This window comes from Streptomyces sp. JLBJ103 (genome assembly GCF_058215575.1).
Map to the genome: position 1 here is coordinate 8,389,967 of NZ_CM177089.1, position 13,798 is coordinate 8,403,764.

Genomic DNA, 13,798 nt, shown 5'->3' on the forward strand with positions numbered 1-13,798 from the left:
CGGGCATCACCGCGTCTCCGCCCGCGCGGCCGACGGCTCGGGCGGTCTACGGGGATGGCCGTCTACGGGCACCTCAGCCCGGCACCCTGTCGGCGTGCGGCACCGCGAGCCGGGGCACACCAGGTGAGGGACTGCTGTCGCAGGTAGGTCACCGGGGTCGAGGAGGTGCCTCGCGCGTCGGTCGTGGCCGAAACTGATCAAGCCGCTGCGATGGCCCCGGAGGATGGGTGGCGATTGGCCCGAGGAGCCATTTGCTGTTGACGGACGATCGGTCAACGAACGTGCGGGAGCGGATGATCCGCGAACGGTATGAAATTCTCCAGGAAACCCTGGTCTTGCAGATCCGTATTCAGATCCCGCGGATTTCTCCGCAGCGTCGCATTCACCGCTCGATTCGGGATCCGCTGAGCCTCGACCGTTCCGCCTACGTCACCACGGTGATGTCGGGCACATGCCGCGGTGACGGGAACACCTATCGCTCCCGTATCGAGACGCGGGCCGCACCCGGCACTGCGCACCGGCTCATCGCGCGACACAAGAACTGCGGATGAACAGCAGGAGAAGGGGCTCGACCGACTTCTCCTGGCCTGGCCACTGAGCGCCCCAAGGAGCCTCATTCCGCGCACCGTACGAGCAAGTAGCGTTACGGAAAGTTTCGCGCACGCCCGAGGTGAAGGCGGGTGGGCGACCGGGGGTCCGTAATCCGGACACTCGAGCCGGTATTATCGGCCAGCAGGCGAATCGGCATCCAAACTCATCAACATCAACGGCCAGTTGACGTCCCCCCGCAATGCAGCACACAGGAGTCTCGATGGCCGCTCATAGCAGCGTGCAGTCGCAAACAGCCACGGAACTCATCGGCCGGGACTGGGAATTGTCCCTTCTCGTCGAACGCGCCCACCGGGCGTCGCCCGGTGCCGGTCAAGCGGTGCTGGTCCGCGGCCCGGCCGGGATCGGCAAGAGCCGACTGCTCTCCGCCGCGCTCAGTGAACTCGAACCCCTCGCGAAGACGGTGCTGTCCGTCAAGTGTCCGGAGGGGGGTTCAACGGGGTACGCAACCGTCCGTGGCTTGTTCGAGCCGTTGTGGCGCACCGGGGATGGCCCCGCGAGCTCCCCTCTGCTCAGCGGCAGCGCCCGCCTCGCCCTCCCCGCGCTCCTGCCGCATACGGAGGAGACCGGCCCGGCCGACGCGTACGCGGTCATGTACGGCCTGCACTGGCTGACCGCCGGGCTCAGCGCCGATGGCCTGGTGGTGCTCGCCATCGACGACATCCAGTGGTGCGACGAGACCTCCCTGCGCTGGCTGGGATTTCTGCTCCGCCGCGCAGAGGACCTTCCGCTCCTGGTGGTGATGACCCAGCGCACCGGCGCTGACCAACCCGAGCTGCTCGACGAGATCAGTGACGCCCTGGACTGTCTGACCCTCGACCTGCCGCCGCTGACCGCCGATGCCGTCGGCGACGTCCTGCACTCCGCGTTCGGAGTCGAGACCGATCCGGCATTCGCCGCCACCTGCACGGACATCACCGGCGGAAACCCGTTCCTGCTCCAGCGGGTCGTCACCCGGCTGCGCGCCGAGGCGATTCCGCCCGGCGCCGAACAGGTGGCCCTGCTCGACGAGCTCGGGCGGAGCGTGGTCACGCGGTCTCTGCTCGACCGGCTCCCCGAGGACGCCTACGGCGTCGCCAAGGCGATCGCGGTGCTGGGCGGCGAGAGCATCGAGATGACCGCGGCCCTCGCCGGCACCCGACCGGGCCCGGCGGGAATCGCGGTGGAGGCGCTGCGCGCCCAGGACCTGCTGCTCGGCGACGGCCTGGACTACGCACACGACCTGATCCGGCAGGCGGTGCTCGAAGCGACCTCCGCCGAGGAACTCGTGGCCCTGCGCAGGCGTGCCGCGCGGCTGCTCAACGACGTCGGCCGCCCGGCCGAGGAAGTCGCCGTCCAGCTGATGCGGCTGCCCGGCGAGCCGACGCCGTGGATGGTCTGTGTGCTGCGGGCGGCGGCCGCGAGCGCTGAGCACCGGGGCGCGCCCGGCGTCGCCGCGCACTACCTCTGCCAGGCGCTCAAACACGACCCGGACGACGTGGGCCTGCTGGCCGCCTCCGGCAAGGTGTTCGCCCAGAGCGACCCGGCCAAGGGACTCGAACACCTGGAACGCGCGCTCGGCCTGGTATCCGATCCACGGACCCGGGCCCAGTTGGTGGTGCAGTACGCCCTGACCTCGCTGGGGGCGCAGAATTCGCTGCGGGCCTTCGCGTTGGTGGGGGAGACGCTCGACACCATCGACGCCGAGCTGGGCGAGAACCCCGACCCGGCGGACCGCGCCCTGCGCACGCTCGTGGAGTCCGCGTACCTGCTCTCCGGCCTCGACGAGAAGTCCACGGTGGAAGCGGTGAGCCGGCGGTTCGCCGACTACGTTCCACCGCCGGGAGACACCCCCGAGGAACGCCAGCTGCTGGCCATGCTGTCCTCGCTGGGCACCCTGAAGGCCAGACCCGCCCCGGAGGTCGCCGCCCAGGCGCGCAAGGTCCTGGACATCGGCGAGATCGCACCCGGCGGATGGGCGGTGCTGGGTTCCAGCCTCTCGCTCTTCCTCGCCGACGAGATCGACCTCCCGCTGCGCGCCCTCACCGACCTGACCGAGCACGCGCAGGGCCGCGGTGAGGCGTGGACGTACGTCCTCAGCACCAGCGTGCGCGCCGAGGTCCACCTCTGGGCGGGCAATGTGGGAGAGGCACTGTCCGACGCGCAGAGCGCCTTCGACGTGATGGTGCAGGAGTCCTGGGCCCCGACCGTGGTGATGCCGCAGACCGCCCTGGCGGGGGCGCTGGTCCGCCGGGGAGAGCCGAAGCGGGCGCAGGATCTGCTCGACCTGGTCACCCGGCCACGGCTGGACCGGTTCGCCATCGAATACCACTACTTCACGATGGCGCGGGCACGGACCCGGGCGGCGCTGGGAGACCTGGAGGGTGCGCTCACCCACCTCCTCCACTGCGGCGACAGCCTGGCCGAGGCCGGTATCGACAACCCCGTCCTGGCCCCCTGGTGGCTCGATGCGGCGGAGGCGCTCGCCGGACTCGGCCGCCCCCACGAAGGGCTGGATCTCCTCGAACGCGTGGAGGAGCCCGTACGGCGCTGGGGAACCTGCCGGGTGCTGGGCATGATCCGCATGGCGCGCGGTGTGCTGACCGCGGGAGACGCCGGGATCGACCTGCTCATCGACGCGGTGAACATGTTCGCGGACTCTCCCGGCAGACTTCAGCAGTCCCGGGCGGAATACCTGCTCGGCTGCAGACTGCACCGCCGGGGCGACGCCGAGGGCGCTCGCGAACGGCTGCGCCGCTCGATCGACCTGGCCGTGCTGTGCCGGGACAAACAGCAGCTGGACCAGTCCATGCCCGCGCTGACCGAAGCCGGCGGGCGGTTGTGGCACGGCACCGACTCGCCCGCCGACGCGCTGAGCGGCAGCGAGCGCCGGGTCGCCGAGCAGGCCGCCGCGGGAGCGACCAACAGGGAGATAGCCGAGTCACTGTTCCTCACCCAGCGGACCGTTGAGTTCCACCTCACCAGCGTGTACCGGAAACTCGGCATCCGGAGCCGCCTGGAGCTGTCTGCCGCGCTGATGAGAGTTTGATGAGACCGTTCCAACGCCGACTTCGGGCTGTGACCTGCGGAGTTGTAGTGTCGAAACGCATCGCCTCCGGTGGGGAGCGACCGGTGGCAAGGGGGTACCAGGTGGCTACGCACAACGGCCGCAGGCGGCTCGGAGTCGCAGCGGAAGCCCACCGAGCCGTGGCCGCGGGGACCGGTGCCGGGCGGCTGCCCCGGTGAGCCCCGCATCCCGCGACACCGAACTCGTGGGCCGCGACACCGTCCTGACCCGGCTCGACGAAGTGATCGAGACGCTCACCGCCGGCGGGTCGGGCATCCTCGGCCTGACCGGTCCGCTCGGCGCCGGACGCAGCGCGCTGATCACGCGGGCGGCGGACCGGGCGCGGACCGCCGGAAGCGCCGTCGGCCTCGTCCGTTGCTCACCGGTCGAGTCGCAGCTCCCGTACGCCGCCATGAGCCACCTGCTCAGCGCACTCCGCCCGCCGCCACGCGTGGTCGAACTGGGGGCCGTCTGCCTCCGCGGCGGCAGTACCGAGGCCCTGATAGCGCTGCTGTGCGACGAGTTCCTCGCACTCGCCGCGGACCGCCCCCTGACCCTCGCCGTGGACGACATGCAGTGGGCCGACGTGTGGTCGCTGCACTGGTTCGCCGCCATGGCCCGCCGAGTCCAGGACGCCCCGGTGCTCCTCATCGGGGCGTCCCACAGCCCGCTCTCCGGCCACCTCGGCGAGGACTGCATCATGAACGTGGGCCGCGCCGCCGTTCACGAACTCCCGCTGCCGCCACTGACTCCACAGGATTCCCGAAGCCTCCTCACCGCGGTGGTGGGACGGGAGGTCGACCCATCGGTGGCCGCCACGGCGACCGATCTGACCATGGGCCGCCCCGCCGTGCTGCACGCCGTGGCCGAACACTTCGCCGCCCGGGACCTGCCGCTGACCCCCGAACGGGTCGGGGAGCTGACCCCGGCGGCCCGCCATGCCTGGTCCGAGCGCAACGCTCGGGCCGTCCGGGGCCTGCCCGCCGACGCGCTGGCGTTGCTGCGCGTGCTGTGCCTCGGAGGAGGCGCCACCTTCGAGTACGAGATCGTCGGCTCCCTCACCGGACTGGGTACGACCAGCCTGGAGAGCGCGCTCGACACCCTGCTCGCCGCCGGGCTGGTGACCGACCCCGACGCCCCCCGGCCGGCCTGCTCGCCCCTCCCCGAGGACGTGCTCGCGGACATGGACGCCGTCGAGCGGAACACGCTGTGCCTGCGGGCGGCGGAACTCGGCTGGAAGGTGGGCGCCGACGCCGACACCATCGCCGGTCTTCTCGGCGCCGCACCCGCGACCGGTCTGCCCTGGGCCCCCGAAGTGCTGGCCGAGGCGTCCATGTACCGCCTGCGGCAGGGCAGGCCGGACTCCGCGGTCGCGGCGCTGCGCCGCGCCCTGCGTGAGCCCATGCCCGATACCGACCGGGCGCGGCTGCTCACCCGCCTTGCCTCGGTCGAGGTCGCGGCGGCGCCGCAGGCCAGCGACGGCAGGCTCTGCCAAGTCCTGGTGCGCTACCCGCACCGCGAGGTCCTGCCGTCCGTCGTCGAGGCTGCCGACCTGCTGCTGAGCCGCGGCGACGCGGCGACGGCACACCGGACGATCGCGGACGCCTACCGGGCATCGGACGGCTCCATGGCGGAAGAGGCCCGCTCCCCGCTGCTCGCTCTGGGCCGGCTCGCACAGGAGGATTCCGGCCCGGAACCGCGTGGCCCGGTGACCCCGTTGCCCCCGCCCATTGAGCGCCCGGCGGACCCGGCTCAAGCGGCGGTGCTCGCCTGGCAGTTGGCCACCCGGGGCGTGGAGCCCGACCGGGTACGGAAGCTGGCCAGGGGCGCGCTCACCGCGTACACCGACCTCCCGTTGATGTGCCGGATCGCGGCATCCAGCGCACTGCGGTGCACCGGCGACCACGAAGCGGCCCTGGCCGGGCTGGACGCCGTCGTGGTCGAGGCGCGCAGGCGCAACGCCCGCGCGAGCGCCGCACAGGCACTGCTCCACCGGGCACGCGTCGCGCTGGGTGCCCACGGCGCCGAGGTCGCACGGCAGGATCTGGTCGCCGCCGCTCGGGAGCTGCCGCTGAGCTCCTGGCATCCGACGCTGCTGGCGCGCTTCGTGGCCGCCGAGATCGTCACCGAACTCCGTTGCGGGAGGCTGGACGACGCGCAGCGGGCCGCGGCCCGCCCGCTCGCCGCGGGCGCCGACCAGGGCATCGGCTGGGGACTGCTGTGCTACGCGAAGGCCGAACTCTGTCTGGTGACCGGCGACCCCGAACGTGCCCTGATGTATCTGGACGAGTGTGGCAGGCTGCTGCGTTCTCGCCGGTGGCGCAATCCGATGCTCGTGCACTGGCGGTCGACGGCCGCGTTGGCCCACCGGATGCTCGGCGCTCCCGAGAGCGCGGCCCGACTGCTCGCGGAGGAGCGTGCGCTGCTGCACGGATGGGGCACCGGCGGCGCTCTCGAGCGAGCCCACGCACGGCTGACGAAGATGCTGAGCGCGTTCGGGGTCGAGTTTCCCACCATCCCGGGGACGCCGGAAGAGCCGGAGCCCCTGCCTCTCGCCGAGCTGGCAGCACCCGAGTGGGACGTCCTTGAACTCGCCCTGAGCGGACTGGCCAACCGGGAGATCGCTGACGAACTCGGCGTCGCCACCCGGACCGTGGAGCTGCGACTGACCAAGGTGTACCGCAAGCTCGGCGTCCGGGGCAGAACAGAGCTGGCGGCCCGCTTCGCCCCCGCGGTCCGGAAGGTGTGAGGGACATGCTCGTGCGGCGGGAATCCGAACTGACCGTCCTGCGCCAGGCCTTGCGGCAGGCCGAGTCCGGTGAGGGCGCGCTGCTGCTGCTGGAGGGCGAGGCCGGGGCGGGCACGACGGTGTTGCTGCGGGAACTGGCACGGCTCGCCGAGGACTCCGGCGCGTGCGTGCTGCGGTCCAGCGGCGCACAGGGCGAGCGTGACCTGCCGCTGGGTGTCGTACGCCAATGGGCACTGCCCCTGCTCACCTCGCCGGAGGACGTGGTGCCCGCCCCGTCACGGGCCCTGCTCGGCGCCGTGCAGGACGGGAGCGGAGTACACGAGGTCATCGGCGTCGATGTGCTCACCCCGGTGCTTTACGGTCTGTACATCCTGATGGTCGGTCTCAGCGGCGAGCAGACCGTGGTGCTCGTGGTCGACGACTTGCACTGGGCGGACGAACCATCGCTGCGCGCGCTGGCCTTCCTGGCCGCGCGGCTGAACGGTACGCGCGTGCTCATCGGTGTGGTGGTGCACGACGCGGAGGGCACGCGGGACCCACACCTCCTCGAGATCATTGGCACGGCGACCCATCGGCTGCGCGCGGAACCGCTGCCCAAGGAGGCGACGGCGAAGCTGCTGTCCTCGTGGCTGGGTGACGGCTGCGCCACCGCGTTCGCCATGGCCTGCCACGAAGTGACCGGCGGCAACCCCAAAGAGCTCCGTGTGCTGCTCGACCGTGCCGTGGGGCAGCGGTTGCGCGGAACGGCGGCGGAGGTGGCGCGGGTCCGTGACCTCGGGGCGTCGCTCCAGGCCGAGCGGATGCTGCTGCGGCTGCGGCGCGATCCTGCCGTCGCGGCCTTCGCCAAGGCGGTGGTGGTGCTGGCGGACCAGGCGACCGAAGAGCTGGTCGAGCGGCTGAGCGGGGTGAGTCGGCAGGACAGCCGGGCCGCGCAGGCGGCGCTCCGGAAAGTCCTGGTGCGCGGCGGATCCGGCAGACTCGCCTTCCGCGACCCAGCCATGACCCAGGCGATCGCGGAGTCCCTGGGAGCGGAGGAGTACTCGCGTCTGCACCGGTCGGCCGCGGCCCTGCTGGAGGAGTGCGGCGCGGAGCCGGAGGAGATCGCGGCGCAGCTGGTGCACGTTGCCGAACTGCCCGACCGCTGGGAGATCGCTCAGCTCAGGGCGGCGGCGGTGGCCGCGCGGAGACGAGGCGCACCTGAGGATGCCGTTCGCTATCTGCGCCAAGCCCTGCTGGGCCTGAGCGTCGACGGCCACAAACGTGCCGAGCAACTCGCCGAGCTGGCCGTCGCCGAGCTGGAAGCCGAATCGGACTCGGCGGTCCGGCACCTCGCACAGGCCGCGCGGCTGATGCCGGACCACCGCAGACGCGCCGCGGTGCTCTCCTGGGCACCGCCGCACGTGGTGGGCCGTGACGCGCAACTCGCCGAACTGGTCCGCGAGGTCTCCGGGCGGTACGGAGCCCCCGAGACCCTGCACGGTGACGACCGGGAGCTGGCCCTGCGGATGGAAGCGCGCTCGCGCTACGCGGGGATCCAGGACCCCGCGGTCCTGGCGTCGGCCGGAGAACGGCTGATGGCACTCGGGGACACCGCCCCGGTTGGCATCGGAGAGCGGGAACTGCGCATGGTGCTCCTGCACTCCGCGGTGCTGAGCGGGCAGGTCGGCTGCCGGGACGTGGTGAGGATGGCACGTCAGGTACTCGACCATCAACCGACCAACTCCCTGCAACTCAGCTCCGCTCTGCTGACCCTTCCCTGGGTGCTGTTCGCCGCCGACGCCGCCGACGCCGCCGCGTCCTGGCTCGATGCGGCTCTGGCTCACGTCCGGCGACAGGGCCCGCCGACACTCATCGCGATCACCGAAGCACAAAGCGGGCTGGTGCTTCTCGGCCGCGGTCAGGTGGCTACGGCGCGGGAGAGCGCGCTGCGCGCGGTGGCGCTGGCCGACCGGGATGTGCCGGAGTCGATGGAGATGGCAGCTTTCTCGCTGGGCGCGGTCGCGGTCGAGCAGCGGGACTTCACCCTGGCCGCGCAAGCGGTGGAGATGACGGCCCCCTATGGCGACCTGCTGATGTTCGCCCTGCGGCGGCATCTGCGGGGCGAACTGGCGGCGGCGCGCGGGGATCTCCCGGCGGCGCGGGCACAGTTCCTCGACTGCGGTCGGCTGCTCGACCGGGCCGGATGGCTCAACCCGGCCGTGTCACCGTGGCAGGTCTCGGCGGCGCTGATCCACCACCGGCTGGGCAGGGCCGCGGACGCGGCCGAGCTCGCCGAGGACAGTCACCGGCGTGCGGAGGCATGGGGCGCTCCGACGGTGCTCGGCAGGGCGTTGCGGGTGCGCGGGACCGTGACCGACGGACCGCAGGGGACCGTTTGGATGCGGCAGGCGGTCGAGGTGCTCCAGGCCGCGGGCACCACGCTGGAACTGTCCCGGGCTCTGATCGCGCTCGGGAAACGCCTACAGCAGACGACCGCGCCGGGCGAGGGCGAACGCCTGCTGATCCGCGGCCGACGGCTGGCCGAGCAGATGCAGAGGTCCGGATCGGGCGCACGGGCCGGGGGACTGGTCGGTGCTGCCACGGCTGCCTCGGCCCCGATGGTCACATCCGTGCTCACCCCTGGCGAGGCCACCGTCGCGGAATTCGCCGCACGGGGTCACAGCAACCAGGAGATTGCCGACCGGCTGGAGATCAGTAAGCGTGCGGTCGAGAAGCACCTGACGCGTTCGTACCGGAAACTCGGTATCGAGGGCAGGTCCGCGCTCGCCGCCGCACTCGCGGGTCAGAGCCGTAGCACATGAGCAGCGCCGGTCGGAGGCACCGCCTTTCCGGTATGCGCCTGCCGGGGCAGGAAGAAACTCTCGTGGCACCGGCGAGGAAGGGACAGACCTCCGCCTCGGGCGGCCTTTGGTCGCATGATGGGTCTCTCGCTCTCGGGTAGCGGGACGGCTCTCTCCGTATGAGGAAGGACCGGGGTCGTCGCACAGCAATTCTAGCTACGCGCGTAGACAATAAAGAAAATGTCAAAGCGCGGCATATTCGCCCGGTGTTTCGTGTGCCGTCAGATGGCGGTCGACCTGCGGTGTCACCCGCCGCGTGGGCGGGGCGGCATCGCGTCCGCGCCGAGTCGGCATTTCCGTAGGTCAGCGGCACCCGTACCGCGAGGAACCGTACCGTGCGGCACCGAACCGTACGGTCCGCAGCCCGCAGTATTAAGCGGGAAAAGTTTCCCTCAGCCCGCTGAGCTTGACTTCTGATCTCTATCTATAGACGATGAAAATCGGGGAGGGACTTCTTGGAGCAAAGAAGTCGGTCGCTGCTGGATCATCGGCCTGTGGGGAGCCGAGGAAATGGTCGACAAACTCGTGAGTAACTCCAATCTCGCATCAAAAGTAATTATCCCGGAGGCAACTCGGGATCGCTGCTCGGAGCAGTATCGCGACATTTATTGGTCGCTCTTCGAGCAGTCCGGACTCTGCATGGCGAACCTCGATCTCGAACTGAGGATCCAAGAGGCCAACCACCTCTTCTTGCAGCAGTTCGGTTGGTATTCAGGAAATATTCAAGGGCGCGATATATGTGAGTTCATGCACCCGAGTGTCCAGGGCAAGCTCAAAAATGAATTCATTCGCCTGGCCGACGGGCAGAATGCGCGCTTCGCCGACCAGATCGTCGCGATGGGGGCCGAGGACCTGATCTTCCAGGGTGAGCTCACCGGCATCGCGGTGCGCGGCAGTGTGGGCAGGGTCGATACGATCATGGTGTTGGTGCAGCCGCAGGAAGCCGAGAGCGGCCCGCAAATGGTCACTGACCGCCGGAAGATGTTCAGCCCCATGCACGCCCGGATCCTGGAAGGCGTGGCCGCCGGCGAGTCCACGGTGCAGCTCGCGGCCAAACTCTTCCTCAGCCGCGGCGGCGTCGAGTACCACGTGACGTCCCTGCTGCGGAAACTCAAGGTCACCAATCGGCCCGCACTGATATCGAAGGGCTACTCCATGGGCGTCTTTTCCGTCGGTCAGTGGCCGCCGCGCGTATGCCCTGAGTACGTGTCCTCATAACCCGCCGACCGCTGTGCGGGGCCGAATTCTCGAAAACCCGGAGCCGGGAAAGGACTTGTGCTGATCGAACGTGAGCGCGAGCTCGCCCTCCTACAGCGGGCGCTGCATCGCAGCGCCCATGACGGGCAGGGCGCGCTCGTGACCGTGTCGGGCCCCTTCGGAGTCGGGCGGTCGGCCCTGCTGGGCGAACTCGCCACGCGGACGCAGCCGTCCGAGACCCTGGTGCTCCGCGCCGCGGGCGACCCTACCGAGAGCGGAGCCGTGTTCGGGCTCGCCCGACGCATGCTGCTCGGCAGAGATCCGTACGCCGACCCGCCGGTCGGGGCGACGGAGGAGAACGAAGCACTCCGACTGCGCGACCTGGCGCTCGGCCTCGCCCACCGCCAACCGCTGCTGCTGCTCTGCGACGACCTGCGCTGGGCGGACGTGGCCTCGTTGCGCTGGCTGACGCTGATCGGCGAGAAGCTCTCCGACGCACCGGTCGTGATCGTGGCCGTGTCACCGCATCCGGGCGACCCGGCGGCACACACACCACCGTTGAAAAATCTCCTCGCCCGCGCCACGGACCATGTGGGACTCCGGCCCCTGTCGCCGGACGGAGCGTCCGCGGTGGTCTCCCAGGCCCTCGACCAACCGGACGAGGCACTCGTCCACGCCTGTGTCGAGGTGTCGGGTGGCAGACCGCTGTTCCTCGCCACGCTGCTGAGCGAGCTCCGCCGAGCCCGGCGCCCGCTCACGCCCGAGCACCTACGGGCGCTACGTCCCACCGCACTTGGCCGGCACGCTGTACGCGCCCTGGCCGAACTGCCCGAAGCGGCACGCCAGACCGCCACCGCGCTGGCATTCCTCGGCTCGAGGACCGACACGCTGTACTCGCTGGCCCGACTGACCGCGGCGCAGGGCACGGCCGCACTGGACACGCTGGTATCGGCCGGTCTGCTCGCCACCGGGCCGGATCCGCAATGGGCCCACCATGCCATCGGCGACGCCGTCAAAGGCTCCCTCGACGCCGTGACCCGGGGGCACTGGCACGCCAGGACCGCCCGCACCCTGCACAACGCGGGCGGCACGTCCGCGGTGGTGGCGAAACACATCATGGCCATGGGCGATACGCCGGGCGGCTGGCAGATCGACGTACTGCGGACCGCCGCGTGGGCGGAGTACGCGGGCGGAGACACCGGTCTGGCGAGGAGATACCTGCTGCGAGCCCTGCTCGCCTCCGCCGCTCAGGGCAGCGAGCGTGCGGAGCTGCTCGTGGACCTGGCCAACGCCGAGCTGCCCGCGGCCCCGGTCAGCGGGATCCGGCGCCTGACCCAGGCGCTGCCGGGACTGGCGCCACCGGCCCGACGCACCCATGAACTCGCCCGCATCCCCGTACTGGCCTGCGAGCTCCCGCCCGTGGGGCTCACCACCCAGCTCACCGAAGCGGCCTCGGCAGCGGGCGACCCCGCGCTGCTGGACGGCACCGAACGGGAGACCGCGCTCGCGCTGGACGTGCGTATGCGCTTCACGCACTTCGGACACCGCCGGTGGTTCACCGAGACCGTTGGCACGTTCCGGCGCGAAGGTACGCTCCGCCAACTGCGGACGGCCGCCGATCGGGACCGGTCCGCCCTGCTCGCCTACGCCGGCATGCTCGCCGGAGTTGACCACGGCGCGGCGGCCGCCCTGGCTGGCCAAGCACTGCATGCCCAACCACCGGGGGTGCACGACCTGTGCACGGCTGTCCCCCTGGCGGCCCGCACCCTGCTCGCCGCCGACCAACCCGACCAGGCCGAGACCTGGCTCGTATCGGTGGGCGAAGCAGCCCACCACGCCCACGGCGAACGCGGCGCAAGCACACAAGTCGTCCAAGCGGAAAGGGCCTTTCTCCTGGCCCGCCGCGGCCGGCACGGCGAAGCGGCGCTGCTCGCCGCTGACGCCCTGACGTACGCCGACCCCGAGTTCACCCCGGTCACGGGACGCTGCTGCGAGGCGCTGGCCCGGATCATCGCCGACGGCGGGCAACCCGATCTCGCATGGCAGACCCTCGCCGCATTCCGCGCCCAGGGCAAAGCCCTGCTCGTGCCCGCCACCCGACACCTCGTCGACGGGGTGCTCGCCTTGCGGACGGGGGCTGTGGCCACCGCACTCGACCATCTACTGGAAGCCGGGCGGGAACACGAACTGCGGGGCTGGACGAACCCCGCCGCACTGCCCTGGCGTTCCTGGGCCGCCCAGCTGCACCACCAGCTCGGACGCCCCGACCTCGCGCAGGCCCTCGCCGCGCGCGAGTACGAGCTCGCGACGGCCTGGGGCGCGCCCAGTGCCATCGGACGCGCGTTGCGGGTCTGGGCCGCCGTAACCGAAGGCCGGGCGGGGGCCGAGCTGGCGCGGCGCGCGGTGGAGATCCTCCAGGACTCCGTCGACCGGAGGGAACTGGCCAAGGCGGAGGAGCAGCTCGGACACAAGCTGTCCGGCTCCGGCCGCACGGCTGACTCGGACCGTACTGCTGCCGCTGACGGTGCTGACGCCTGCGTCGGCCGGGCCGCGGTCTCCGACGACGGTGCCGGTGTCTTGTGCGGCACCGGCCTCGTGGGCAGTACCGGCGCCTACGACGGTGCCATGGCTCGAGAGGGCGCCGTGGCTCAACAGGGCGCCGCGGCTCGTGAGCATGCGGCGGCTCGTGACGATGCGGCGGCTCGTGATGGTGCGGCGGTCTCCCACCGTGCCAGTGGCCCCCACCGCGCTGCTGCCACCGACCGGGCCGGCGCCTCTGCTGAGGCCACGATGACCGACCGGGCCGACGTCTCGGCCCAAGCCACCATCACCGGGTACGTCACGCCGAGCGATCCGGCGGAGCCTCCCGGCGTGGACGAACCTGGGCCTCACCGGACCCGCGGCCCACGGGAGGCCACCGCGACCGTCGCCGTGCTCACCCCCGGCGAGCGCCGAGTCGCAGTGCTGGCGGCGGCCGGTCACGGAAACCAGCAGATCGCGGCAGAACTCGGGATCAGCCTCCGCGCCGTGGAGAAGCACCTGACCAAGGTGTACCGCAAGTTCGGAATCGCGGGCCGTGCTCAGCTCACGGAGCCGGCTCTTCGCGAGGGTTCTGAAAGCCGGGAGGGCGGCGACGGCGGTGGCGGCCACTACGACGACGGCGACGGCGGTGGCCACGGCAAGGGCGGACCCGACACTGGTGACGGCGGGACCAACACCGCTGACTGACTCCGAACTTCTGCCCATGACTACGGTTTTTCCCGTGATCGCCCCATGAGACTCAGCGCATGATCTGTGGGTCTGTGGGAGTCACCATGTCGGCTGAGCCGTCCCCCGCGATGGTGTGGACAGGCATTG

At 71.1% G+C, this 13,798-nt stretch carries 6 protein-coding genes; all 6 read left to right on the forward strand.

What is annotated here, in order from left to right; genetic code table 11:
* The first annotated feature begins 251 nt into the window (after positions 1-251).
* The 6 genes from AC4BEG_RS35635 to AC4BEG_RS35660 all read left to right on the forward strand — a co-directional run bounded on the left by AC4BEG_RS35635 (position 252) and on the right by AC4BEG_RS35660 (position 13,669).
* Positions 252-551, forward strand: coding sequence for a hypothetical protein (locus AC4BEG_RS35635; RefSeq protein WP_490703812.1), 300 nt, complete (start codon positions 252-254; stop codon positions 549-551).
* Between the two features lie 260 nt (positions 552-811).
* Entirely contained in the window at positions 812-3,637 is a 2,826-nt protein-coding gene (locus AC4BEG_RS35640; RefSeq protein ID WP_490703813.1) for an ATP-binding protein, read from the forward strand.
* A gap of 193 nt (positions 3,638-3,830) precedes the next feature.
* Complete coding sequence (locus AC4BEG_RS35645) at positions 3,831-6,404, forward strand: AAA family ATPase (protein ID WP_490703814.1); 2,574 nt, start codon at positions 3,831-3,833, stop codon at positions 6,402-6,404.
* Positions 6,405-6,409: 5 nt separating this feature from the next.
* Positions 6,410-9,205, forward strand: a complete 2,796-nt coding sequence (locus AC4BEG_RS35650; RefSeq protein WP_490703815.1) for an AAA family ATPase — start codon at positions 6,410-6,412, stop codon at positions 9,203-9,205.
* A gap of 549 nt (positions 9,206-9,754) precedes the next feature.
* On the forward strand, positions 9,755-10,462 hold the full coding sequence (locus tag AC4BEG_RS35655; protein ID WP_490703816.1) for a LuxR C-terminal-related transcriptional regulator: 708 nt from the start codon (positions 9,755-9,757) through the stop codon (positions 10,460-10,462).
* A gap of 57 nt (positions 10,463-10,519) precedes the next feature.
* The gene (locus tag AC4BEG_RS35660; RefSeq protein ID WP_490703817.1) at positions 10,520-13,669 is read left to right on the forward strand and encodes a helix-turn-helix transcriptional regulator; all 3,150 of its coding nucleotides are present in this window, start codon (positions 10,520-10,522) and stop codon (positions 13,667-13,669) included.
* Positions 13,670-13,798: the final 129 nt, after the last annotated feature.

What these genes read in the sequence shown, in the direction of transcription:
- AC4BEG_RS35650 (WP_490703815.1), top strand. Translation starts at nt 6,410, where the DNA reads ATGCTCGTGCGGCGGGAATCCGAACTGACCGTCCTGCGCCAGGCCTTG.
- AC4BEG_RS35640 (WP_490703813.1), top strand. Translation starts at nt 812, where the DNA reads ATGGCCGCTCATAGCAGCGTGCAGTCGCAAACAGCCACGGAACTCATC.
- AC4BEG_RS35655 (WP_490703816.1), top strand. Translation starts at nt 9,755, where the DNA reads ATGGTCGACAAACTCGTGAGTAACTCCAATCTCGCATCAAAAGTAATT.